Below are 25,202 nucleotides of genomic sequence, written 5' to 3'. Positions count from 1 at the left end.
GAGAGGGTGGCTCTGCTGGCTACACGAATTTGATTTTACCTAAATCCACAAAGCCACCCCCATCCTAACCTTCCCCCGCCGGACGGGGGAAGGAACAGATTGCCGTTGAAGCAATCCGTAGCGTGGGCTTTGCCCACGAAATCTGCTATTTAACCATCTAAATTGGGCGGTATCCGTACATTCATATCGCGGACAAAGCCCACGCTACGGGTTCGGTTGCTCCGAGCATGTATCGATTCAATAAAAGGTCGTCTGAAAACCCAAACTTCAAGTTTTCAGACGACCTTTCGCACCATAACAAGATAGTCGGCTTATGCTGCTGAATTTTGATGAATCAGGCAGCCCATATACAGATTACCGTCTTTCTGCCAGCCGAACAATTGGTTTTGCTGATCGCTGTTTTCAGCCATCAAGCCCAAAGTCAGCCAGTGGCTTTCTCGCGGAAGTTGACCTGTATAGGGTTCGGGCGTGTGTATCAGGGGCAGGTCGAAATTATCGTTCCAGCTGACGCCTGCTTGGCGAAGTTTGCCGACGTATTGTTGCGTATCTTTAGGTGGCGCGGTAAACCAGGCGGCATGGACGGTGCGGTTTTTCAAAGCATAATCGGCGTAGTGTCCGAAAGATTTGTTTTGCGCCGTTTCGTCGGACAAGGAGATGGCAATCGGACGCTGCAAAACCGCTTTGACGGGCAATTTGTTCTGTTTGGCGGCATAAGGCGAGGCGAACACCAACCAAGTTGCGTTTTCTGTAAATTCGGCATCTGAAGCGTCCTCGTTCAGCCATGCCGAAAAAATCACATGGATGCCTTCAAACTGGCGGTTTTCCACCCAATCGCCCATCAAACTTTCGCCATCGGACAAAGGCTTGATAGTCGCGCGGATACCCGCCATTTCGGCGATTTCTTCAAATCTTTGCTGCCAGTTCAAATACGCTTCTTCGTCCGGCGCATCGATGTGTAGGGTCACAGGCTGTCGATATTCCGCCAATTCGCTCAATTTTTGGTAAAAATGTTCGGCAACGTAAGGATAGCCGCTGCGCCACAGGTCTTCGTCTTCATCACGCGGAAACAGAAAAAGATCGGCATTTCGTCCGCCTGAGGCTTGGGTAATGACGTCCGGCAGCGACAAGGGGTCGGGCAGGATGGTATGCGAATCGACCAATACGATGCTTCTTTGCGCCCAATCCGTCCATTTTTTGCGGATATTCGATTTTTCGGTTTCCCAAGCATCTGCTGCCGCGCTGCGGTTCATCGACAAGATAAAGCGGTACAGCAAAGCCGCGCCCCAAACGCCAACCGGTATCAACAGATAAAACGGGCTGATTTTCAGCCACAACACAACAATCAACGCCGCAATAAAAAGCAAAGCCAATACCGTCAGCCATACCCAAGGGGTATTCCACTTGCTGTTTTTGCGGGCGACGATGGTATCGGGGATATCGGGAATAGACCAGTACATAATCTTCAGATATTGATTTGAAATAAATGGAATGAGTATAACAGCAAAAAAGCCAAATGTTTTTCCAAACTTGATTTCAGGTATCTTTTTCCCGCTAAACGGATTGACCGAAAACCCCTGCACGATGTTTTTCAGACGACCTTTTGAGCCGGATAGAAAAAAACACCGACATCGCGTAAAATATGCGCAAATTTTGTGATTCAATCAGGTCGTCTGAAACAGATTGCGCCTGATTTATTTTTCCGGAAAACACCATGAGCGAACAAAACAATCCGCAAACCGAGCCGCAGTTGGACGAAAACCAAATCATCGCCCTGCGCCGCGAAAAACTGCACAACATCCGCCAACAGCGCATTGCCTATCCCAACGACTTCAAGCGAGACAGCTTTGCCGCCGATTTGCACGCCCGATACGGCGAAATCGGCAAAGAAGAACTCGACCCGCAAGCCGTTCCCGTCAAAATTGCCGGCCGCATGATGCTCAAACGCCAAATGGGCAAGGCGAGCTTCGCCACCATCCAAGACGTGACCGGTCAAATCCAGCTTTATCTGAACAACAAAGGCGTGAGTCAGGAAGTTTTGGACGATTTCAACCATTGGGACTTGGGCGATATCGTCGGCGCGGAAGGTACTTTGTTCAAAACCAACCACGGCGAATTGACCGTGCGCGTGTCCGACATCCGCCTGCTGTCCAAATCCCTGCGCCCACTGCCCGACAAACACAAAGGCTTGAGCGATCAGGAAACCAAATACCGCCAACGCTACGTCGATTTGATTGCCAACGAAGAATCGCGCAATACGTTTATCAAACGCAGCCAAATCATCCAATCCGTGCGCAATTTCATGGTGAACGAGCATTATCTCGAAGTTGAAACCCCGATGATGCACCCGATTCCCGGCGGCGCGACGGCGAAACCCTTCGTGACCCACCACAACGCTTTGGACATCCCGCTCTACCTGCGCATTGCGCCCGAGTTGTATCTGAAACGTCTGGTGGTCGGCGGTTTGGAGCGCGTGTTCGAGATCAACCGCAGCTTCCGCAACGAAGGCATGTCCGTGCGCCACAACCCCGAATTCACCATGATTGAATTCTACGAAGCCTTCTCCGACTACGAACGCATGATGCAGATGGCGGAAGACATCATCCGCAACGCATCGCACACGGTCAACGGCACAGCGAAAATCAGCTACAACGGCAAAGAAGTCGATTTGGAAAGCCCGTTTGAGCGCCTGACCATTCTCGAAGCCATCAAAAAATACAATCCGCACTACACCGACGAGCAGTTGAACGATGCGGAGTGGCTGAAAAAAGAAATCGTCAAACACGGCGAAAGCCTGCCACCGTCCCCCGGCATCGGCAGCCTGCAACTTGCCCTGTTTGAAGGTTGCGCCGAGGGCAAACTGTGGAACCCGACCTTCATCGTCGATTATCCGGTCGAAGTTTCCCCGTTGGCACGCGCTTCGGATACGAAACAAGGACTGACCGAGCGTTTCGAATTGTTCGTTGTCGGCCGCGAACTGGCAAACGGCTATTCCGAGTTGAACGACCCCGAAGATCAAGCCGAACGCTTCAAAGCGCAAGTGGCGCAAAAAGACGCGGGCGACGACGAAGCCATGCACTACGATGCCGACTACATCCGCGCGATGGAATTCGGTCTGCCGCCGACAGGCGGTTGCGGCATCGGCATCGACCGCTTGGTGATGCTGTTGACCGATTCTCAAACCATCCGCGACGTGATTCTGTTCCCGCAGATGCGTCCCGAATAAGGTAGGCAGATAATAAAGAAAAGGTCGTCTGAAAACCGGAAGATTGGTTTTCAGACGACCTTTTTGTTGAAGTTAAACCTAATTCAGATTCAGCCCCTATTTTTCAAGCATCCATGTACTTCCTATACGTTGTATACGCCTAGGGAGTTGTGGCTTTTTAGGTTGCCCCGTTGGCAGCTTTACTGCCTGGTTCTCAGGGTAGGTTTATTCTGGTTTTTCAGACGATGTATCAGCTGGATTATCTGTACTGTTGGTGGGCTGTGTTACGTCGTTAGTCTGATTTCCGAGTTGTTTTTTGTTGCCCTGTACTACCTGAACAGCCTGAGTGGAAATATTTTTCACGGCTTTTGCGCTGTTTCCGATAATTTCTTGCAGTACAGCGCTATCGTCGCGCGCAAAACTTTGTACTTGTGCATCAAATTTTTCATCATCGCTGTCAAAGTACTCCACCGTGTCAAACGACAGTTTTTGTGCTACTAACACCGCAGGAAATGAATTACGGTAGCTGTTGAACCGCTTCACACGGTTATTATAATTTTCTCGGCGCGCCAAAATGTCATTTTCCAATGCTTCCAGCTGTCCCATCAGTTTTTGATAGGTGGCATCTGCTTTCAGCTGGGGGAAATTTTGTGCCATTGCAGCCAGTTGTTGGGTGTTTTGCGACTGAGCCACACGCAGTTGAGTGACCTGTTCGTGTTCTAAATAACCTGAAGCGATTTCAATAATTTGCCCGCTTAGTTGTTGACGTTTTTTTAATCCCGCCTGCAGATTGGAAAATCCTTCACGGATATTCTGCATACTGCTTTGTAGCTTGTTATACACTTTCACCAGCCACAAAACGATAACTATCAAAATCACTAATAACCAAAACATTCCATTTTCCTTTTGCTGCGTATTGTCAAATTTCAGGCTGCCTGAAACTGTTTTCTCTAGTTTTCAGGCAGCCTGTATTTCCATTACTTCAACGCCTTCAACCGTCCATGCAACTCCTGCACGCTGTACACGCCTAGGTGGTCGCGGCTTTTTGCGCCTTCGCTCATGGCTTCGCCGCCGGCGATGGTGGTGTATTGCGGCACGCGTTGGGTGAGGGAGGTGCGGCGGATGCTGTGGCTGTCGGCGATGGATTGCGCCGAGCTGCTGACGGTGTTGACCACCAGCGCGATTTCGCCGTTCTTAATCGCGTCCACGATGTGCGGGCGGCCTTCCTGTACTTTGTTCACCGCCTGCACGATGATGCCGTGCTCTTTCAGGTATTCGGCGGTGCCGCGTGTGGCGCAGACGCCGTAGCCTAAGGCTTGGAAGTTTTGCGCGGTTTTGACGATGAGCGGTTTGTCTTCGTCGCGTACGGCGAGGAAGATTTTGCCGGTCGGATTCAGGCGTTCGCCTGCGCCGAGTTGGGCTTTGTAGTAGGCTTCGCCAAAGCTTGCGCCCACGCCCATCACTTCGCCGGTGGAGCGCATTTCGGGGCCGAGGATGGTGTCTACGCCGGGGAATTTGATGAAGGGGAACACGGCTTCTTTAACGGCATAGAAATCGGGAACGACTTCTTTCTCCACGCCTTGCTCTTGCAGGGAAATGCCTGCCATGCAGCGCGCGCCGACTTTGGCGAGCGGCACGCCGGTGGCTTTGGAGACGAAGGGGACGGTACGGCTGGCGCGCGGGTTCACTTCCAATACGAACACCACGCCGTCCTGCACGGCAAACTGTACGTTCATCAGGCCGACCACGCCCAGCGCGTAGGCCATGGCTTTGGTTTGGCGGCGGATTTCGTCTTGGATTTCTTCGCTGAGCGAGTAGGGCGGCAGCGAGCAGCCGGAGTCGCCGGAGTGGATGCCTGCCTGCTCGACGTGCTGCATGATGCCGCCGATAACGACGTCTTTGCCGTCTGAAACGCAGTCCACATCGACTTCAATCGCGTTGTTCAGGAAGAAATCGAGCAACACGGGGCTGTCTTCGGATACCTGCACGGCTTCGCGCATGTATTTTTGCAGCTCTTCGGCGGAGTGGACGACCTGCATGGCGCGGCCGCCGAGGACGTAAGACGGGCGCACGACCAGCGGATAGCCGATTTCTTCGGCTTTGACGAGCGCTTCTTCTTCGTTGTGGGCGATGCGGTTGGGCGGCTGGCGCAGGCCTAAGTCGTTCAACACTTTTTGGAAGCGTTCGCGGTCTTCGGCGGCGTCGATGCTGTCGGCGGATGTGCCGATGATGTTCACGCCGTTTTCAACCAGCGCGTTGGCGAGTTTGAGCGGGGTTTGACCGCCGTAATGTACAATCACGCCCCAAGGGTTTTCGGTGCGGACGATTTCCAACACGTCTTCCAGCGTCAGCGGCTCGAAATACAGGCGGTCGCTGGTGTCGAAGTCGGTGGACACGGTTTCGGGGTTGCAGTTCACCATAATCGTTTCAAAGCCCGATTCGCGCAGGGCGAGCGCGGCGTGAACGCAGCAGTAGTCAAACTCGATGCCCTGACCGATGCGGTTCGGGCCGCCGCCGAGAATCATCACTTTTTTACGGTCGGAAGGATGCGCTTCGCATTCTTCTTCGTAAGTGGAATAGAGGTAGGCGGTTTCGGTGGCGAACTCGGCAGCGCAGGTATCGACGCGTTTATAGACGGGATGCAGCTTCAGCGCGTAGCGGTGTTCGCGCACTTCTTTTTCTTTTACGCCCAAAAGCTGCGCGATACGTTTGTCGGAGAAGCCTTTGCGTTTCAAACGGCGTAGGGCGGCGAAATCCAAATCTTTCAGGCAGCCTGCACTTACCTGTTGCTCTTCTTTCACCAAGTCTTCGATTTGCGCCAAGAACCAAGGGTCGATGGCGCAGATTTCGTGGATTTCTTCCAGCGTGAAGCCCGCGCGGAACGCGTCTGCCACAAACAGCATACGCTCAGGGCCGGGGTTGGCCAGTTCGCGGCGGATTTCCGCTTTGTCTTCGCTGCGCGGATTGAAGCCGCACAAGCCTGTTTCCAAGCCGCGCAGGGCTTTTTGGAAACTTTCCTGAATCGTGCGACCCATCGCCATCACTTCGCCCACCGATTTCATCTGCGTGGTCAGGCGGTCGTCTGCGGCGGGGAATTTTTCAAACGCGAAACGCGGGATTTTGGTTACCACATAGTCGATGGAAGGCTCGAACGACGCGGGCGTGCGGCCGCCGGTAATGTCGTTGCGCAACTCGTCCAGCGTAAAGCCGACAGCCAGCTTCGCCGCCACCTTCGCAATCGGGAAGCCCGTCGCTTTGGAAGCCAGCGCGGACGAACGGCTCACGCGCGGGTTCATCTCAATCACAATCATCTCGCCGTTTTCAGGGTTCACCGCAAACTGCACGTTCGAGCCGCCGGTATCTACGCCGATTTCGCGCAATACCGCCAACGAAGCGTTGCGCATGATTTGGTATTCCTTGTCCGTCAGCGTCTGCGCCGGCGCAACCGTAATCGAGTCGCCCGTATGCACGCCCATCGGGTCGAAGTTTTCAATCGAGCAAATGATGATGCAGTTGTCGTTCTTATCGCGCACCACTTCCATCTCGTACTCTTTCCAGCCGAGCACGGACTGCTCAATCAACAGCTCATGCGTGGGCGACGCATCGAAACCGCGTTCGCAAATCGCCAAAAACTCGTCTTTATTGTAGGCAATGCCGCCGCCCGAACCGCCCATGGTGAAAGACGGACGAATCAGCGTCGGGAAGCCGACCTGTTCCTGCGCCGCCAAGGCTTCGTTCATCGTGTGGCAGACAAAAGATTTCGGGCAGGAGAGGCCGATTTTCTCCATCGCTTCCTTAAAGCGGCCGCGGTCTTCCGCCTTGTCGATGGCATCTTCCGTCGCGCCGATCAGCTCGACATTGTATTTCGCCAGCACACCGTTGCGCGCCAAATCCAGCGCACAGTTCAGCGCAGTCTGGCCGCCCATCGTGGGCAGAATCGCATCGGGCCGCTCCTTGGCGATAATCTTCTCCATCGTCTGCCACATAATCGGCTCGATGTAGGTAACATCCGCCATTTCAGGGTCGGTCATGATCGTGGCGGGGTTGGAATTCACCAGAATGACTTTGTAGCCTTCTTCACGCAAAGCCTTACAGGCCTGTGCGCCCGAATAGTCAAATTCGCAGGCCTGACCGATAACGATAGGGCCGGCGCCGATGATAAGGATGGATTTTAGGTCGGTACGTTTGGGCATGGGTGGGTCTTTCTTGAACAAATAAGATTTAATTAACTAAAATTAAAAAATTCAATTTGGGGAAGTTTTTATTTTTATACCATATAGAATTAAAATAAATATCCACCAAAAAACAAATAAAAGCCTTTCTCTATTTTTAATTCTGACTAACTTGCTTAAAATTAAAAGAAAAAACGATATTAATAGAATAGTTACTAGTCCTGCTAAGCCGATAGAACGACAACTATTAAAAATACAATCCAGCGTTGTAATTAATAATAACCATAAAGAAACACTATATGATGCAGTCTTCAAACAAAATGATATATACAAGTAAAATTTATCATTATTATATATTTCAAATAATCTCCCAAGTGCTAGACTGACTAAGCTCATTACAACAATAATTGTATCAAATGCTTGTTTGTCTATAGTATTCGATATAAAATCAATTAAGAAAGAAAGGAGAAATAGAAAAAATAATATATATATACTTATCCTAGTCCAGAAGTATTCATGTGTTGATTCAGGTGTAAATTCTATAATTTCTCTTTTTTCTAAAAAAATATTATCAATAAAACGTACAATACTTTTTACAATAAACTCTGCTAGTCCATTGGTTATTTTCTTTCGTTGAAAGTTAATCCTCTTAATGTCATTAATCAAGTTGTTTGCCATATAAACTGGAATAGCAAAAAAGAAAAAGCAAAACAATAAAACAAATAAATAGTGAAGTTTATATTTCATCGTGCAGTAAGCGTAGGTTGGGGTATGACCCAACGGTTTCTTAAAGTTCGCGGTTTTGTTGGGTTTGACAACCCAATTTACGATGTTGCTGAAATTTCAAATCAAACAAGCCGTAGCCCGGATGTAGGGTGTGTGCGGTACGCACACACGCGTTCTCTATTTTCCCTGCAACCCCAACCCACCGCGTGCGTGCCTTGCGGCACACACCCTACCGATGGGTTCAAAGGCTGTCTGAAAAAACGCTCGCGGCGTTTGTTCCATCTGCCTTGCGATAAAGGCTACCTAAAAAATTCCTGCCGTTGATGTTTCGGGCATTCTTTTTCAGACGACCTGCAACGCTTGAATCCGCTGCAACCCGCTCCCTCCCCCGTGGGGGAGGGCTGGGGAGAGGGCATTCTCCAAATTGCGGCAACCTTTCCCAACACCCTAACCGCCCCGATACAAGCCTTGCGGCTTGTTACCCTCTCTCTAACTCTCTCCCACGGGAGAGAGGACGGGGCGGCTGTTGGGGTTAAGGGTTGCTGCAAGGAAAAAAGGTTGTGTAGCAGCCTGCATGTAGGGTGTGTGCGGTACGCACGCACGCGTTCTCTATTTTCCCTGCAACCCCAACCCACCGCGCGCGTGCCTTGCGGCACACACCCTACCGACGGGTTCAAAGGTCGTCTGAAAAAACGCTCGCGGCGTTTGTTCCATCTGCCTTGCGATAAAAGGCTACCTGAAAAATTCCTGCTGTTGATGTTTCGGGCATTCTTTTTCAGACGACCTGTAATACTTGAATCTGCTGCAACCTGCCCCCTCCCCCGTGGGGGAGGGCTGGGGAGAGGGCATTCCCAAAATGGCGGCAACCTTTCTCAACACCTAAATCTCCCAAATACAAGCCTTGCGGCTTGTTGCCCTCTCTCTAACTCTCTCCCACGGGGAGAGAGGACGGGGCGGCTGTTGGGATTAAGGGTTCTGCAAGGAAAATAGGTTGTGCATGCTGCTTTTTGTTTTTCAGACGACCTGCATCAACGGTTGTAAATCCAAGTTGCTTTTCAAACCGCCTGCAACCGCAAAACTTGCTATAATCCGCCCCCTCCCCCGTGGGGGAGGGCTGGGGAGAGGGCATTCCCCGAATTTCGGCAACCTTTCCCAATATCCTACCACTCAAAATACAAGCCTTGCGGCTTGTTGCTCTCTCTCTAACTCTCTCCCACGGGAGAGAGGACGGGGCGGCTGTTGGGATGAAGGGTTCTGCAAGGAAAACAGGTTGTGCAGGCTGCTTTTTTACTTTTCAGACGACCTGAAATCAACGGTTGTAAATCCAAGTTGCTTTTCAAACCGCCTGCAACCGCAAAACTTGCTATAATCCGCCCCCTCCCCCGTGGGGGAGGGCTGGGGAGAGGGCATTCCCCGAATTGCAGCAACCTTTCCCAACACACTACCGCCCCAATACAAGCCTTGCGGCTTGTTGCCCTCTCTCTAGCTCTCTCCCACGGGGAGAGAGGACGGGTAGCTATTGGGATGAAGGGTTCTGCAAAGAAATCAGATCGTGCAGGCTGCTTTTGCTTTTCAGACGACCTTTATAAACGCTCAATTCAGGCAGCTTTACACTATTATTTTCAATAATCCAATCAAAATCAGCCATCTGCTACCGTGCAGGCTGCTTTTCCAATTCCTGTAACACACGCAGGATTTCCGCCAGCACATCGTTTGTCTGCTGCAAAATCTCGTGATTCCAAAAACGTAGCACGGTAAAGCCCAGGCTGTTGAGATATGCCGTCCGAGCGTGGTCGTATGCGGCTTGTTCCGCGTGCTGCCCGCCGTCTGCTTCGACAATCAGTTTGGGCGTTATGCACATAAAATCAACAATATAATTTCCCATCGGCTGCTGGCGGCGGAATTTATGGCCGTTCAGACGGCCTGCCCGCAGGTGCTGCCACAATTTTGCTTCCGCCTCGCTCATTTCTTTGCGCATGGCTTTGGCGCGTTGGCGCAGGGCGGGGTTGTCAGCGGTCAATAGTTTTTCGGGCGGGTTCATTTTTTTATTATTGGGTGTGGAAAACGCCTTGATGACCATCTTTTTTCAGTATTGTGGATTAACTTTAAACCATTATGGCGTTGCCTCGCCTTAGCTCAAAGAGAACGATTCTCTAAGGTGCTGAAGCACCAAGTGAATCGGTTCCGTACTATCTGTACTGTCTGCGGCTTCGTCGCCTTGTCCTGATTTAAATTTAATACTATAAGTGTAGATTAGCTTAAAAAAACAGCATAACACGCGTAATCGTACAAAAACGTTGGGCTTATCAATCCATCCTATTCTTGAGGTCGTCTGAAAAAAGCTTGGCGTTTTGTATGTAGGTCTTGGTGGGTTTCTTTCCGGTAATGTTGAGGACGTTAGTTTGTTATGGTGTATTGAATGGTGGGTGCTGAGTTGCCGAATGTGGTTTTATTCTATGTCTATGATGGTTTGTACGCCTTCTAATATTTTATTGGATAGGTTTTCTAGGCTTCTTGCGCCTTCATCGACTCTCGTCCCTTTTTGCTTGAGTGCCTGATCCATATAGATGCTGCCTGCCATGGCGGGTTCTTTCAGGCAGTGGTCTACGGAAAATTGCTCCAATTCTGCGGCGGTTGTCGGGATGATGCATTCTGAGTTGGCTATGGTTTTGCTGCTTTCAGAGATGGTTTTGTATACGCCCTGGGTGGCGGAATCGAAGATGTCCGCACCGAGTTGGCTGATTTTTTTCAGGTCGATGGTTTTGTCACCTGCGAAGGCAGGGGCGCTCATAAGCAGGCAGAGGAGTAAAGCCGTTTTTTTCATGAAATGCCTTTATGAATGGGTTTTCTTCAGGCGGTTTGATGGGCAAACCGCCTTGTGGTTTGGTGTAATGTGTTAGCGATTGTTTTGTTTTTGGTAGTCGTCATTCCATGCTTGTACGGCTGTATTGGCATCACGTGCGACGGAGTGGATGGTGTTGCACGCGGATAATGCGCCGATTAATGCGATAAACAGGGCTACTTTTTTCATAGGGTTAATCCTTATGTTGATGGTGGTGAGTAAGGTCGGTCAGCGTTTGACCGACATGAAATCGGTATGGTTTTTAAAAGCTGGTGATAAAGGTAATCAAGCCCAAAATGATGCCGGGGGCGTTTGCCAGTACGACGGGGTAGTCGCGTTTTTCTTTCAAAAAGCCGTAGGCAACCCATAATGTGCAGTTGATGGCGGCGACGAGGGGTTGCAGCGGCGAGCCAGGGTTGCCCGCAAGGTTGTTTTGGATTTGCGGGATGTAGGAAACGTACATGCCTACGGCGGTCAGGGTGGCGACGATGGAGAGTACGCGCATTTGTTTTTCAGTCATGGGGTTTCCTTTCTGACTTGAGGGGGGATTTTTCAGACGGCCTTGTTGAGTTGAGAGGTCGTCTGAAAAGGCGGCTTATTGTTTTGCCGCTTTCATATTGTCAATGAATTTGTCAAACAGATAGCCGACATCCTGCGGGCCGGGGCTGGCTTCGGGGTGGCCTTGGAAGCAGAACACGGGTTTGTCGGTCAGCTCGATGCCTTGCAAGGTGTTGTCGAACAAGGATTTGTGGGTAATCCTTGCGTTGGCGGGCAGGGTGTCGGCATCGACGGCGAAACCGTGGTTTTGGCTGGTGATGACGACTTTGCCGCTGTCTAAGTCTTGCACGGGGTGGTTCGCGCCGTGGTGGCTGAAGTGCATTTTCAGGGTTTTTGCGCCGATGGCGAGGCTGATGAGCTGGTGTCCCAAGCAGATGCCGAAGATGGGTTTGCCGCTTGCCATCAGTTTTTGCACGGCTTCGATGGCGTAGGTGCAAGGCTCGGGGTCGCCGGGGCCGTTGGAGAGGAACACGCCGTCTGGGTTGAGTGCCAACACGTCTTCCGCGCTGGTTTGGGCGGGGACGACGGTCAGGCGGCAGCCGCGCGAGGCGAGCATACGCAGGATGTTGGTTTTCACGCCGAAATCGTAAGCGACGACGTGGAACGGCTGTTCGGCAGGGGTAACGAAACCTTTGCCCAACGCCCATTCACCTTCGGTCCATTCGTAGGCTTCTTTGCAGGAAACTTCTTTTGCCAAGTCTTTGCCGACCATGCTGCCGAACGCGGCGATGAGTTCTTGCGCTTTTTCAACCGTCGCGTCCGCGCCGGTCAAAATCGCGCCGCCTTGTGCGCCTTTTTCGCGCAGCAGCGTGGTCAGGCGGCGGGTGTCGATGTCGGCGATGGCGACGGTTTTATTGCGCACCAGATAGTCGTGCAGGCTTTCGGAGGCGCGGAAGTTGCTGTGCAAGAGCGGCAGGTCGCGGATAATCAAGCCTGCGGCATAAACGCTGTGGCTTTCTTCGTCTTCGGCGTTGGTGCCGGTATTGCCGATGTGGGGGTAGGTGAGGGTAACGATTTGTTTGCAGTAAGACGGGTCGGTCAGGATTTCCTGATAGCCGGTCATGGAAGTGTTGAACACGACTTCGCCGGAAGTCGAACCTTCGTAACCGATTGATGTGCCGTGAAATACGCTGCCGTCAGCGAGAACGAGAAGAGCCGGAGTGGTCATGATGGAATCCTGTTTGCCTGATGATGGTCGGTTTGCAGAAACGGGCAGGGGTCGTCTGAAAATTGTTTACAAAAAAGACCGCCTGAGAAAATATCGGCTAAAAAAAAACACGCCCCGCAGCCTTGATTTTGCTGCGTAACGTGCTTTTTCAGGCATAGCTGCCTATACCGTAGAAGCAATGCATTCTACGTCAAAAAGCCATATCGTTCAAGCCGTGACGTGGCAACGGATTTTGCCTTTACAATCGCGCCGCCTGTTTCATTTTCGCCATTGTTCGCCGCGTCAGATAAAAAAAACAGCCCGAACCCCACATAAATGACATCGTAAATGTTAGAATCTCATTCCGAGAAAATAAAAACAACGTCATCATCCGTCAACCGACGATTTTATGAAAAAAGAACGCATTATGAAAAACAAATCTTCACGTTGCCCCGGTTCCATCCGTCCGATGATTTACAGCATCGCCTCCGCGCTCGCCCTGATGGGGGCGGCATCGCAAGCGCAAGCGCAATTTGCCAAAACCCCGCTTTACCTGCAAAACGAATCTCAGATTATTGAGCAGCCGAAAATCAAACATAACATTATGTTTTTTATTGATAATTCTGGAAGTATGAGTCGTAATGCAATTACTGGGGGGTACAACTTTCCAGGGCAAGAATCCCGAATGGATGTCACAAAAACAGCGTTGAATAAAGTTCTTGACAAGTATCAGGATAAGTTCAACTGGGGTTTGCAGGCTTTGGTAAATACAGAAAATAATTTTAGTAATCCTGATCCTACAAAGCATACCAAAAAGAATTATACGAATAGCGAAGAAACGTTTAATACTTCATGGGAGCAAATGAAAACTTTGGTAGACAACATGGGCGCTTCAGGTTATACGCCTGCTACCCGCAGGTATTACGAGGTGGTCGCATCTGCTGTCATGCCGAATATAAAATACCGCTGTCAAAAATCCTATGTTGTGATGATGTCTGACGGTGATGCCAACTTCTCTTGCAATCATGATAGTACAAGTTTTCATTATCGTTTCAACTATGATGGAAATAATGGGCGGAGAAATTCAAACTATCCGAAAGCATACTTGAACTACGAAGCAGATCTTTATCGGACGAAACCGTTTATCACTGCCTACAATTATTTTGGCGAGTCTCCGATGAAATATTTCGATCCTTATGAATTGGGCAATACATGTAGAGATAAGAGGGAAAATGTACACTATTCGAAATTCTGGGATACTGCCAACAGATACAGGGGAGTCGAGGGCGGTATGGCATTCTTTAGCCGTAAACTTGCTGTCAAGGACATTAAAACTGCTGCTGTAGATCGTGTGGATGCTGCAGGGGTGAGCTGGGATGGCGATCCAAATATTGACCCTAAGGGTGTGGATTACAGCAAACAAACGGTACAAACCTTCACTGTCGGTTTTGGTAACGGCATTTCTCCGGCTGGTGAGCAATACCTCATAAGGGGCGCAAGTCACGATGGCTGGTATTTCAATGCTGCAAAACCTGATGATTTATATAAAGCTTTTGAGAAAATTATCAGTCAGATTAGTGATGATAATGCAAGTATTCCTTTTGAAGGAGAGGGTGGTACTGCGCCTGCAACTTCTAGTAGTGGCATTCCTGATCTAGCGGCAACCATCAAGTTGAATACCGGCTCTTGGAGCAGTCAGATTTTATTTAATAAATTGAATAATAGTGACGGTAGACGGGAAGGTACGGTTACCCAACCCTCTTTTGGTAATCGTAAAACGTTGATCAACACGGGTTCTAATACTTACTTTATCGACGCCATTCCTGCTGATAAAGTCAACAATGCCTATTTTGGTATTGAGAATGATGACAAAGACGAATGGAAAAAGCTGCTCAATTGGACGGGCAGGGTTGGTAGAGATGACAGTGCATACAAGCCTTACCGTGAGCGTAAAGCCGGAGAGCGTGATTTAGGTGATATCCTAGATGGTTCTGTTGCAGCAGTCGGCAATCAGGAGCATGGTCGCCGCAAATATTTGGTTGCCGCAGCCAACGACGGTATGGTGCATATTTTCCAAAGTACGGATGGTAACAATCCTTATGATTTGAAAGTCAGCTATCTTCCTTCTGCGATGGAGCGTGAAAATGATGCTTCGGGCAACCCGATTACGCTTGCCAAAGTATTGAAAGACATCGCGCATGCGGATTACGGAAAATCCATTGAAAACCATAAATACGGCGTAAATGGTGGCTTTACCCTGCGTCAGACTGCCGCAGCTGAACAAGGCAGTAAGTTTCAGCAACGTGTCTTTATGTTTGGCGCAATGGGACAAGGCGGACGTGGTGCATACGCTCTCAATATAGGCGGTAAAGAAGATCAAACCACCAATACCGGTCTGGATGCGGCTGCTTGGAGCGATAAAGTTCCTTTGTTTGAAACGGCCAAAGGTAAAGACAATACTTTGGGCTTTACCATCGGTACGCCACAAATCGGTCGTGTTTCCATCAAGCGTGAAACTGACGGTAGTGCCAAACTGAATGAAAACATCCGTTACGCAGGCTTCCTCGCCAGTGGCTACGCAGCTGAAGAAAAAGATGCAGCAGCCAACGAAACGGCGTTATATGTTTACGAAATGCTTGGTAAAGAAGTCGGTACAGGCGAAAAACGCGGTCAGGCTTCAGGTAAACCCGGTGATCAACTGGCGAAAATTGTCGTGAAGGATGGTGTAGGCGGGCTGTCCACGCCGACACTGCTCGATACCGATTTTGACGGGGTTGTCGATTTTGCCTTTGCAGGCGACCGAGGGGGTAATATGTACCGCTTCGACCTGCGCGGGGCAGCTCCTAGTGATTGGACTGCGGTCAAAATTTTCTCAGGTTCGTCAAGCAAGCCGATTACCTCGGCTCCTGCCGTATCGCGAAAAGGTACTAAGGAATACGTCGTGATTTTCGGTACAGGTAGCGAGATCTACCAAAGTGATTTGAGCAATACTGAGACACAATCGATTTACGGTATTTTCCAAAAATTGGATAAAACGCCGAAAGATCTCTTTGAGGACAAAACAAATCAGGGTGTCGTCGCGCAAAACCTGCGTGAACAAACTATTACTGAGGCAGAGCAGTCATATAACGATGGAAACAATCAGCCGCAAACCAGTAAAGCCTTATATCTGAGCAACGAAAAAATTGAAGAGGCGCATAAGGGCTGGTTCATCAATCTGCGTCCCGGTGAGCGTGTTTCACTTAAGCCGACCATGATTCTGCGTACTGCCATCGTTACAATACGCAAGTACACTTCTGATGTTGGTAAAACCATCGGCAAAGAAGAAGCGGAAAAAGACTTGTGTCTGCCTGTCAGCAACAATAAGTCAACTGTAACCAGCACGACCTTCCTCGGTATCAATGCTGATAACGGCGGTGCACTCAATAGCCGTAGCGCACGTTTTACGCCTGATATATTTAAGCGTGAATTGAGCGGTTTCGGTACGCAATACGCCAACGGTTTGACTCAAGAGGGTATTGTCAGCTTCACCTTTATCGATCCGAACAAGCGTACAGACGATCCTGTTACCGCCGATGGCGACAGCGGTGAAACCGGTACGGATAAGGAGCTTGGGTTGGGTTCTGGTACGCCCAACAACAAATGCTTCTCAGGCAAAGAGGGAGACCAGCGCAGTTTACTCCTGAATAAAGGGGAATCTCTGACAGTAAAAGGCCGTATCTGTGGTCTGCAACGTATCAGCTGGCGCGAGCTGTTTTTCTGATTGATTCGTGTAAGCGTATGAAGACCAAGAGGTCGTCTGAAAACTTGGAAACAGGTTTTCAGGCGACCTTTGTTTTATAGTGGATTAACTTTAAACCAGTACGGCGTTGCCTCGCCTTAGCTCAAAGAGAACGATTCTCTAAGGTGCTGAAGCACCAAGTGAATCGGTTCCGTACTATCTGTGTTGTCTGCGGCTTCGTCGCCTTGTCCTGGTTTAAAGTTAATCCACTATATCTGAATGCAATCAGCTTTGCGGTCGGTAAATCTTATCGAATACGCCGCCGTCGTTGAAAAATCGTGCTTGTGCTTTGCGCCAACCGCCGAAGGTTTCGTCGATGCCGACCAGTTTTAAATCGGGGAAGCGTGTTTTAAATTCGGCGCGTACGGCTTCGTCGGTGGGGCGGTAGAAATGGCGTGCTGCCATTCGTTGCGCTTCTTTGCTATACAGCATTTCCAAATAGGTTTTGGCGATTTGTTCCGTGCCTTTTTCTTTTGCTACTGCGCTGACCACGGCGACGGGCGGTTCGCACAGCATGGATATTGACGGCGTGATGATTTCAAATTGGTTTGGATTTTCCTGCAAGGCGAGGTGTGCTTCGTTTTCCCATACCAGCAAAACATCGCCTAATCCGCGCCGTGTAAAGGTTATGGTCGAACCGCGCGCGCCTGCGTCCATGACCGGTACGCGGCGGTAGAGTTCGGAGACAAATTGTTCTGCCGCCGCATCTCCGCCTTTTTCTTGTGCGTACGCCCAAGCCGATAGGAAATTCCAGCGTGCGCCGCCTGAGGTTTTCGGGTTTGCCGTGATGATTTGTACGTCGCCTTTGACCAAGTCGTCCCAGTCATGAATCTGCTTGGGATTGCCTTTGCGTACGAGGAACACGATGGTCGAAGTGTAGGGTGTGCTGTTGTGTGGCAAGGCTTTTTGCCAATCTTCCGCCAAGAGTTGCCTGCCTGCTTTGTTGTGATGGAGCGCGTCGATGTCGGATGCCAGCGCAAGCGTTACGACATCGGCTTTCAAGCCGTTTTGCACGGTCAATGATTGTTTGCCTGAACCGCCGTTGGAGAGGCGGATATCTGCTTCCTGTCCGTGTGTTTTTTGCCAGTAGTGTTGGAAAAACGGGTTGTATTCGCGGTAGAACTCGCGTGTCGGGTCGTACGATACATTCAACATGACGATGCGCTCGGGTTTGCCTTTCGACGTGCCGCCGGACTGCCCGCATGAGGCGAGCCACACCGTCGCGCCGATGAAGATAATGCCCAGCCATGATTTGAGTCCCATCATATTTTCCTTATCAGACAAATACTTGAGCGGGGAATATAACAAGGTGGGAATCGCACGGGAAATATTGTTTGCTTCTTTGGATATAACGGAAATGCGTTTGCGGCGATATGTGGCTTGGTGTTTGCAGTTATGGCGTTTGAGGGGATGAATAACGGAAAGGTCGTCTGAAAACGGATTTCGATTTTCAGACGACCTTTCGTCAATGATGAACCATGCAGACAACGCCTAGCTGTGAACGCGGTTTGTCCAAACCGAAAGCCGTCTGCTTCGGACGAACAGGATTCAGCGGTGCATAATCATGGCTTTAATCCACGCGGGTATTTCGCGGGAGAGTTTGCGCAGGTAATTGGGCGTGGAGTCGCCGCAGGAACCGGAAGCGTAAAACTGGACGTTTTTGCCTTTTAAATGACGGTTGACGAGCCACTCGGCGCGTGCGAGATGGAAGGCGTCGCTGACGATGATGACGTTGGATACGTCTTGCAACAGCGGGGCGCTCAAGGCGATGTTTTCAAAAGTGCTTTCTGATTTGTTTTCGATGCGGATGTGTTCGGGCGGAATGCCCATGTCTATCGCCATAGATTGCATGGCTGCCGCTTCGTTGCTGCCGTCGCCGTCCGTGCCGCCGCTCATCAGCAACCCGCTGACTTTGTTTTGACGGTAGAGGGCGACACCTGCTTCCACTCGGGAGCGCAGGCAGGGATTGGGCTTGCCGCGCCTGTTGACGGAATTACCCAGGATGACGGCGATGTCGGCGGGTTTGATGTTTTGGGATGCTTTTTCTGCTTGGACGGCTTGGTAATGCAGCCAAGCCACGCTGGTCTCCCAGATGAGGAGAAGCGGGATGAGGCCCCCTATTATCCATCTTTTCATAAATGATTCCTTTGGGTGATATGTGTCAGGTGTGTGCGGCGGGATATCGGTTGGATGGCGCGGCAGTGAAACATCATAGCATATGCGGATTTTCTGACCGGCAAGACGGGATGGGCGGTAGATTTCGGTTGCGGGCGGGGTAGGTATGTTGTGTTGTCATCGCGGGGAGGTCGTCTGAAACCATCTTCTGTTTTTCAGACGACCTCGTAAATGTTAAGATAAACCGTTTTTCCCTTTACGGTATGGAAGGGCGCAAAATGTAGCGGCATCGGGTCGCCTGCTGTTTTGCGTGGTTCCGCCATGTATTGACCGAAAGCCATTTATGACCGATATCCTCAATAAAATCCTTGCCACCAAGGCTCAAGAAGTTGCCGCACAAAAAGCGGCAGTGCCGCTTGCGGAAGTCAAAGCGCGGTTGCGCGATGCCGAACCCGTGCGTGACTTTTTTGCTTCCATCCGCAATAAACACGCCCAAAACTTGCCTGCCATTATCGCGGAAATCAAAAAAGCCAGCCCCAGCAAAGGGCTGATACGGCCTGATTTTCACCCTGCGGATATTGCGCGCGCGTATGAACGCGCAGGGGCGGCTTGTTTGTCTGTGTTGACCGACGAAGTGTATTTCCAAGGTTCGCCCGAGTATTTGAAACAGGCGCGTTCTGCGGTCAGCCTGCCGGTGTTGCGCAAGGATTTCATCATCGACGACTATCAGATTTATCAGGCGCGCACATGGGGCGCAGATGCGATTTTATTGATTGCGGCGGCCTTGGATGCCGCGCAGTTGGCGCATTTTGAAGCCGTTGCCCACGATTTGGGCTTGACCGTGCTGCTGGAATTGCACGACCAATCCGAATTGGAAAAATGCCGCAGTATGACCACGCCGCTTTGGGGCGTGAACAACCGCAATCTGCGGACTTTTGAAGTCACGCTCCAGCAAACTTTAGACCTGCTTCCCGAGCTGTCGGGTAAAACGGTCGTCACGGAAAGCGGTATCCGAAACAAAGACGATGTGGACTTTATGCGCGGACATGGCGTGCATACGTTCTTAATCGGCGAAACCTTTATGCGGGCGGCGGATATCGAAGCCGAAGTGCGTAAGTTGTTTTAATACCGTGCCGTAAGGTGTGCAAAGCACAAAATTTTTTGCCTGCTTTTGAGGCGGTCTGCTTCGGAAGCAGGCAATTTAGTGTTTCCCCGACCGCCACACCGACCAGATAATCCACAGGCTGTTGGCGAAGGCGATAAGGTAGCCGACGAAGCCGATAAACTTGGGGCCGGTGTCTATACTCATGACGATGGACGAACCGATAATCAGGGCGGCGGTGACGATGCCCATGGTCAGGCGGTTGGCGGCGCTGTCGATTTGATGGCTGATGCGGTCTGACTGCTTGAGGTCTAGGGTGATGCCGAATTTGCCTTTTTGCAGCATTCTGGTCAGCCTGAAGAAGTCTTGCGGCAGCGACTCCGCCATTTGCAACAGGGTGCGCAGTTGCGTTTTGGCGTTGCGGGCGATGTGGGCGGCGGAGGCTTGTTCTTTGACGGCGGCTTCGGTGATGGGTTTGGCGCGTTCGAGCAGTTCGATACTGCCGTCGAGCCGTTTGACGACGCCTTCGAGGGTGATGAGGGTTTTGAAGAGCATCACGAGGTCGCCGGGCAGGGTCAGCCCGTGGCGGCGCATGATGGAGGTGATGTCGTTGATGACTTGACTGACGCGCAGGTCGCGGATAGGCGTGTGTTCGTAGTTGAGCAGCATTTCCAAAACATCGGCGCCGAGCAGGTTTTCGTCGGGCAAATCGCCCTGCGCCCAGTCGCTGAGGACGTATTGGATGAGCAGCGCGTCGTTGTTGGTCAGGGCGTTGATGAGGTTGAGGATTTCGCGGCGGCGGGTGTTGCCGAGGTGTCCGACCAGCCCGAAGTCGATGAAGGTGATGCCGCCGTTGTCGTTGATGAAGATGTTGCCCGGATGGGGGTCGGCATGGAAAAAGCCTTGCCGCAGCATCATGGTGAAGAGCGTGTCGGTAATCCGTCCGGCAAGCCCGTTGCGCAAGGTGTGGGGCATGGTGTCGAGGTCGGCGTCTTTCAGGAGCGTGCCGCCGATGTAGTCTTGTACGAGGATGTGCCGGTTGGAAATGTTGGGATAGACGGCGGGGATGCGGACCAAGGGGTCGTCTGAAAAGGTCTGACCGAAGCGCTGCATATAACGCAGCTCCACCGATAAATCGGTTTCTTTCGCCAGACTCTTGGCAAAATAGGCGACCATCAATACGGGCTGGTAACGGCGCACTTCGGGGATTTCGGATTCCATCAGTCTGGCGAGGTGGTTCAAAATCCGCAGATCCGCCTGAATGACCGGCTCGATGTCGGGGCGTTTGACTTTGACGGCGACGGCGGTTCCGTCTAAAAGTTCGGCGCGGTGTACCTGAGCCACCGACGCGCTGCCCGCGGGTTTCGGGTCTATGCTGCGGAACACTTCGGAAACGGGCTTGCCCAGATAGGCTTCGACCAAAGTATAGATTTCAGACGACGGTATCGGCGCGACGTTGCTTTGCAGTTGTTCGAACTCTTCAATCCACTCCGCCCCGAAAATATCGACCCGCGTGGACAATACCTGACCGAGTTTGACGAAGGTCGGACCCAGCTCCTCAAACGCTTTGCGGAAGCGTCGCGGCGTACTCATATAACGGCTGTCGGGATGCACTTCGTCCCCGCCCGCCGCGCCCAAACGGATGCGCTGCACAAAGCCGCCCAAGCCGTATTTCGTCAGCACGGTAATAATTTCGCGCATTCTGGAAAAGTCGCGCATAGCGAGCAGAGTAGGTATCATCATGGGTCGGGTATCTTTGCAAAATTTTTTATAAACAACGCTTTAACGCAATATAACAGACGCTTTTTTGCCAAACATCCTGTTTTTTATATACAATCGCCTGAATATCCCAGATACAGAATAACATAATAGCAGGCGGCAGACAGGTCGTCTGAAAATGGAATCAGTCAAACATGAAAGCCTTATCCAGGCTGGCGGCACTATTGGCTTCGGTCTATGTGCTGTCCGGCATTCATTTTGCAAACGCCGACGATCTCGATTCGTTCGTCAGAAGCAGACAGCAGGTTTTAAACCAATTTGAAGATGCAAGACAACCTGCTTCCCCGGCACTCCTCCAACCCGGACGCGCAATCACTGCCGCGATCGCTCCCCGTCAACCCGTAAGCTCTGTACAGTCATCAGACAATGCAGACGAACTCATCAGCAGCGCGATGGGGCTTTTGGGCGTAGCCTACCGCTACGGCGGTACATCCGCGTCCACAGGTTTCGACTGCAGCGGCTTTATGCAGCACATCTTCAAACGCTCGATGGGCGTAAACCTCCCGCGCACCTCCGCCGCACAGGCAAAAATGGGTGTCGGCGTATCGCGTAGCGAATTGCAGCCGGGCGACATGGTGTTCTTCCGCACGATGGGTCGCGGCAGAATCTCCCACGTCGGCCTCTACATCGGCAACAACCGTTTCATCCACGCGCCGCGTACCGGCAAACGTATCGAAGTTACCAGCCTCAGCAACAAATACTGGAATGCCAAATACGCCTTCGCCCGCCGCGTGAAGAAAAACGATCCGTCCCGTTTCCTCAATTAAGTCTAGGAAAGTACCAACGTGAGTATGCCTGAAATGCCCAAATGGTATGACGACGACGGGCAAATCGTATCCTGCACTGAAAAAGTGAAAGTCATGACCGAAAACATGACCGAGCTTTATCAGGCGGCGCAAGACGCATTCGAAGACGCGCTCCTGATGGGATGCAGCGAGAAGCAGTTGCGCGAATATCTGCGAGCCTTGATTGAAGGTGTGGAAAATCCTTACCGGAAATCCTAGGCGGAAAATCCCTATCCGACGGCGTGGCTTTTGACCATGCCGTTTTTTATGGGTGGTAACCCAACAAGGTCGTCTGAAAGCCGGCAAGATGCTTTCAGACGACCTTGTTGGGTTTCAGTACTGATTGATTCAGATAAGCGCGAAAACGGCAAATCGATGTTGCATTCGGGCTGAGCCACACTTTTCAGACGACCCCAAGGGCGTTATGATTCAATTATTAACAAAGATTCATAAACCGCCCGTCTGCAAAGTGGCAAACCATAGAGGAAACCCGACCCATGCAAACCATCCGCGCCTTGCTCGTCCTGCTCGGCTGCCTCGCGCTCGGCGAAACCGCCGCCTACCTTACGGGCATCAAATTGCCCGGAAGCATCATCGGCATGGGCATTCTGTTTGCCATGCTTCAGGCGGGGTGGTTGAAAGCCGAGTGGTTGCAGCAGCTTACCGACGCGCTGATGGCAAACCTGACGCTTTTCCTTGTGCCGCCTTGCGTCGCCGTCATCAGTTATTTGGATTTGATTGCCGACAGTTGGCTGTCGATACTCGTTTCCGCCGCCGCCAGTACCGTGTGCGTCCTGTTGGTAACGGGCAAGGTGCATCAATGGATACGGGAGAAAATCTGATGGACGGCATCCTTTCCCTGTGGCAGCAGCCCAGCGTCCTGCTTTTCCTGACGCTGGCGGTTTACGCGCTGGCACTCATCCTCCGCGCGCGGACGGGCTATCTGCTGCTCAATCCCGTCTTAATCAGCACCGTTACCCTGATTGCCTATCTCAAAATCCTCGACATCGATTACGCCGCGTACCACGATGCCGCGCAGTTTATCGACTTCTGGCTCAAGCCCGCCGTCGTCGCACTTGCCGTCCCGCTTTATCAAAACCGTCAAAAAATCTTCAGCCAGTGGCTGCCCGTCATCGTCTCGCAGCTTGCCGGCAGCGTTACCGGCATCATCACAGGCATGTATTTCGCCAAATGGCTGGGCGCGGAACGCGAAGTCGTCCTCTCGCTCGCCGCCAAATCCGTGACCAATCCCATCGCCATCGAAATCACCCGCACCATAGGCGGCATCCCCGCCATTACCGCCGCCACTGTCATCGTCGCCGGACTGGTCGGGCAGATCGCCGGTTATACCGTGCTTAAAAACACCGTCGGCATGCCCTCATCGGTCGGCATGTCGCTCGGCACCGCCTCACACGCCATGGGCATCGCCGCCTCGCTCGAACGCAGCCGGCGCATGGCAGCATACGCAGGGCTGGGGCTGACCCTCAACGGCGTACTGACCGCCGCCATTGCCCCGATTATCATCCCCGTATTAGGATTCTGAACACTTTTCAGACGACCCCGATGAACCAAAAAGGTCGTCTGAAACCCAAACCCATAGCAACCCCAAACAAAGGAGCAGCAAAATGGCAGTCAACCTCACAGAAAAAACCGCAGACCAACTGCTGAACATCGACGGCATCCAACTCTTCACCGCCCGCGCAGGCATCAAACAAACCGACCGCGCCGACCTCACCCTGATGGTACTTTCCGGCGGCAACACCGTCGGTGCCGTCTTCACCACCAACCGCTTCTGTGCCGCCCCCGTCCACATCGCCAAATCACATCTCTTCGACGAAGACGGCGTGCGCGCCATCATCATCAACACCGGCAACGCCAACGCCGGTACAGGTGCTCAAGGCAGAATCGACGCCATCGAAACCTGCGCCGCCACCGCCGAACAAACCGGCTGTAAACCCTCCCAAGTCCTTCCCTTCTCCACAGGCGTCATCCTCGAGCCCCTGCCCGTCGGCAAAATCGTCGCCGCCCTGCCCAAAATGCAGCCCGCCGACTGGGCGGATGCCGCACGCGCCATCATGACCACCGACACCGTGCCCAAATCCGCCTCGCGCGAAGGCAGCGTCGGCGAAAAACACACCGTCCGCGCCACCGGCATCGCCAAAGGCTCCGGCATGATCCACCCCAACATGGCGACCATGCTCTCCTTCATCGCCACCGATGCCAAAGTTTCCCAACCCGTCCTCCAGCTGATGACCCAAGAAATCGCCGACGAAACCTTCAACACCATCACCGTTGACGGCGACACCAGCACCAACGACAGCTTCGTTATCATCGCCACCGGCAAAAACAGCCAAAGCGAAATCGACAACATCGCCGACCCGCGCTACAAACAGCTCAAAGACCTGCTCGGCAGCCTCGCCCTCGAGCTCGCCCAAGCCATCGTCCGCGACGGCGAAGGCGCGACCAAATTCATCACCGTCCGCGTCGAAAACGCCAAAACCCGCGACGAAGCCCGCCAAGTCGCCTACGCCGTCGCCCACTCTCCGCTGGTCAAAACCGCCTTCTTCGCCTCCGACCCCAACCTCGGCAGACTGCTCGCCGCCATCGGCTACGCCGGCATCGCCGATTTGGACGCCGACATCCTCGAAATGTATCTGGACGACGTATTGGTTGCCGAAAACGGCGGCCGCGCCGCAAGCTACACCGAAGAACAAGGACAGGCAGTGATGGCGAAAGACGAAATCACCGTCCGCATCAAACTCCACCGCGGACAAACCGCCGCCACCGTCTATACCTGCGACCTGTCGCACGACTACGTCTCCATCAACGCAGACTACCGCTCGTAAGGACAGATTGTAAGTTTTGGGTTTTCAGACGACCTTGTGCGTCAGTAAACTCAGTCTGTGGGCAAAGCCTGCGCCACATCAATGGAAACACGATCGAAAAGAACGGTATTCCAACAGTGTTCAACTGGTAGCGTGGGCTATGCCCGC

21 protein-coding genes are annotated in these 25,202 nt (G+C 52.0%); 8 read left to right on the top strand and 13 right to left on the bottom strand.

The window, feature by feature from the left end; all coding sequences use genetic code 11:
• Positions 1-311: 311 nt before the first annotated feature.
• Positions 312-1,457, bottom strand: a complete 1,146-nt coding sequence (locus H3L95_RS09775) for a KPHS_23130 family T6SS system protein (RefSeq protein ID WP_040669262.1) — start codon at positions 1,455-1,457, stop codon at positions 312-314.
• Positions 1,458-1,711: 254 nt separating this feature from the next.
• Here H3L95_RS09775 and lysS point away from each other — a divergent pair, with 254 nt between their 5' ends.
• Positions 1,712-3,223 carry a lysine--tRNA ligase gene (lysS, locus tag H3L95_RS09770; RefSeq protein WP_040669259.1) on the top strand — a complete coding sequence of 504 codons (1,512 nt, stop codon included), beginning with the start codon at positions 1,712-1,714 and terminating at the stop codon, positions 3,221-3,223.
• 204 nt (positions 3,224-3,427) lie between these two features.
• Here the strand turns inward: lysS and H3L95_RS09765 are convergent, their stop codons facing one another.
• From H3L95_RS09765 to carA, 9 genes are all read right to left on the bottom strand, one after another.
• Complete coding sequence (locus H3L95_RS09765) at positions 3,428-4,096, bottom strand: LemA family protein (protein WP_003762255.1); 669 nt, start codon at positions 4,094-4,096, stop codon at positions 3,428-3,430.
• 83 nt (positions 4,097-4,179) lie between these two features.
• Positions 4,180-7,395: a carbamoyl-phosphate synthase large subunit gene (gene carB / locus H3L95_RS09760; protein WP_003762253.1), complete on the bottom strand. Its 3,216-nt coding sequence runs from the start codon at positions 7,393-7,395 to the stop codon at positions 4,180-4,182.
• Between the two features lie 51 nt (positions 7,396-7,446).
• Complete coding sequence (locus H3L95_RS09755; RefSeq protein ID WP_003762251.1) at positions 7,447-8,121, bottom strand: hypothetical protein; 675 nt, start codon at positions 8,119-8,121, stop codon at positions 7,447-7,449.
• A gap of 1,495 nt (positions 8,122-9,616) precedes the next feature.
• Positions 9,617-9,748: a hypothetical protein gene (locus tag H3L95_RS13895; protein WP_003761126.1), complete on the bottom strand. Its 132-nt coding sequence runs from the start codon at positions 9,746-9,748 to the stop codon at positions 9,617-9,619.
• A 3-nt stretch (positions 9,749-9,751) separates the two neighbouring features.
• Positions 9,752-10,141: an endonuclease domain-containing protein gene (locus H3L95_RS09750; RefSeq protein ID WP_040669008.1), complete on the bottom strand. Its 390-nt coding sequence runs from the start codon at positions 10,139-10,141 to the stop codon at positions 9,752-9,754.
• 408 nt (positions 10,142-10,549) lie between these two features.
• Positions 10,550-10,924, bottom strand: coding sequence for a hypothetical protein (locus H3L95_RS09745; protein ID WP_003761120.1), 375 nt, complete (start codon positions 10,922-10,924; stop codon positions 10,550-10,552).
• 72 nt (positions 10,925-10,996) lie between these two features.
• On the bottom strand, positions 10,997-11,131 hold the full coding sequence (locus H3L95_RS13890; protein WP_003761118.1) for a hypothetical protein: 135 nt from the start codon (positions 11,129-11,131) through the stop codon (positions 10,997-10,999).
• 73 nt (positions 11,132-11,204) lie between these two features.
• On the bottom strand, positions 11,205-11,462 hold the full coding sequence (locus H3L95_RS09740; RefSeq protein ID WP_003761116.1) for a SemiSWEET family transporter: 258 nt from the start codon (positions 11,460-11,462) through the stop codon (positions 11,205-11,207).
• Positions 11,463-11,537: 75 nt separating this feature from the next.
• Positions 11,538-12,668 (bottom strand): glutamine-hydrolyzing carbamoyl-phosphate synthase small subunit, encoded by a 1,131-nt coding sequence (gene carA / locus H3L95_RS09735; RefSeq protein ID WP_003761111.1) that lies wholly within the window; start codon positions 12,666-12,668, stop codon positions 11,538-11,540.
• A 388-nt stretch (positions 12,669-13,056) separates the two neighbouring features.
• On the opposite strand from carA, the gene pilC reads away from it, so the two are divergent.
• A complete protein-coding gene (gene pilC / locus H3L95_RS09730; RefSeq protein WP_040669002.1) occupies positions 13,057-16,410 on the top strand; it encodes a PilC family type IV pilus tip adhesin in 3,354 nt (1,117 codons plus the stop codon).
• A gap of 243 nt (positions 16,411-16,653) precedes the next feature.
• Here pilC and H3L95_RS09725 read toward each other — a convergent pair whose 3' ends face one another.
• Together H3L95_RS09725 and H3L95_RS09720 are read right to left on the bottom strand one after the other, a co-directional pair.
• Positions 16,654-17,916, bottom strand: a complete 1,263-nt coding sequence (locus H3L95_RS09725; protein WP_241429750.1) for a sulfate ABC transporter substrate-binding protein — start codon at positions 17,914-17,916, stop codon at positions 16,654-16,656.
• A 60-nt stretch (positions 17,917-17,976) separates the two neighbouring features.
• The gene (locus H3L95_RS09720) at positions 17,977-18,564 is read right to left on the bottom strand and encodes a YdcF family protein (protein ID WP_003761104.1); all 588 of its coding nucleotides are present in this window, start codon (positions 18,562-18,564) and stop codon (positions 17,977-17,979) included.
• A gap of 322 nt (positions 18,565-18,886) precedes the next feature.
• On the opposite strand from H3L95_RS09720, the gene trpC reads away from it, so the two are divergent.
• Positions 18,887-19,669, top strand: coding sequence for an indole-3-glycerol phosphate synthase TrpC (gene trpC / locus H3L95_RS09715; RefSeq protein ID WP_003761099.1), 783 nt, complete (start codon positions 18,887-18,889; stop codon positions 19,667-19,669).
• Between the two features lie 75 nt (positions 19,670-19,744).
• On the opposite strand, the gene H3L95_RS09710 is transcribed toward trpC, so the two are convergent.
• Positions 19,745-21,388 carry an ABC1 kinase family protein gene (locus H3L95_RS09710; RefSeq protein ID WP_003761097.1) on the bottom strand — a complete coding sequence of 548 codons (1,644 nt, stop codon included), beginning with the start codon at positions 21,386-21,388 and terminating at the stop codon, positions 19,745-19,747.
• 170 nt (positions 21,389-21,558) lie between these two features.
• On the opposite strand from H3L95_RS09710, the gene H3L95_RS09705 reads away from it, so the two are divergent.
• The 5 genes from H3L95_RS09705 to argJ all read left to right on the top strand — a co-directional run bounded on the left by H3L95_RS09705 (position 21,559) and on the right by argJ (position 25,055).
• On the top strand, positions 21,559-22,191 hold the full coding sequence (locus H3L95_RS09705; RefSeq protein WP_003761092.1) for a C40 family peptidase: 633 nt from the start codon (positions 21,559-21,561) through the stop codon (positions 22,189-22,191).
• Between the two features lie 18 nt (positions 22,192-22,209).
• Positions 22,210-22,428: a hypothetical protein gene (locus H3L95_RS09700; protein ID WP_003775913.1), complete on the top strand. Its 219-nt coding sequence runs from the start codon at positions 22,210-22,212 to the stop codon at positions 22,426-22,428.
• Positions 22,429-22,706: 278 nt separating this feature from the next.
• The gene (locus tag H3L95_RS09695; RefSeq protein WP_003761087.1) at positions 22,707-23,051 is read left to right on the top strand and encodes a CidA/LrgA family protein; all 345 of its coding nucleotides are present in this window, start codon (positions 22,707-22,709) and stop codon (positions 23,049-23,051) included.
• A complete protein-coding gene (locus H3L95_RS09690) occupies positions 23,051-23,752 on the top strand; it encodes an LrgB family protein (RefSeq protein WP_003761085.1) in 702 nt (233 codons plus the stop codon). The genes H3L95_RS09695 and H3L95_RS09690 overlap by 1 nt, the downstream gene beginning before the upstream one ends.
• An 82-nt stretch (positions 23,753-23,834) precedes the next feature.
• Positions 23,835-25,055 carry a bifunctional glutamate N-acetyltransferase/amino-acid acetyltransferase ArgJ gene (gene argJ, locus H3L95_RS09685; RefSeq protein ID WP_003761083.1) on the top strand — a complete coding sequence of 407 codons (1,221 nt, stop codon included), beginning with the start codon at positions 23,835-23,837 and terminating at the stop codon, positions 25,053-25,055.
• Positions 25,056-25,202 lie beyond the last annotated feature (147 nt).

The organism is Neisseria sicca (genome assembly GCF_014054945.1).
GTDB lineage: Bacteria > Pseudomonadota > Gammaproteobacteria > Burkholderiales > Neisseriaceae > Neisseria > Neisseria sicca.
This window is presented reverse-complemented; position numbering and strand designations above follow the sequence as displayed.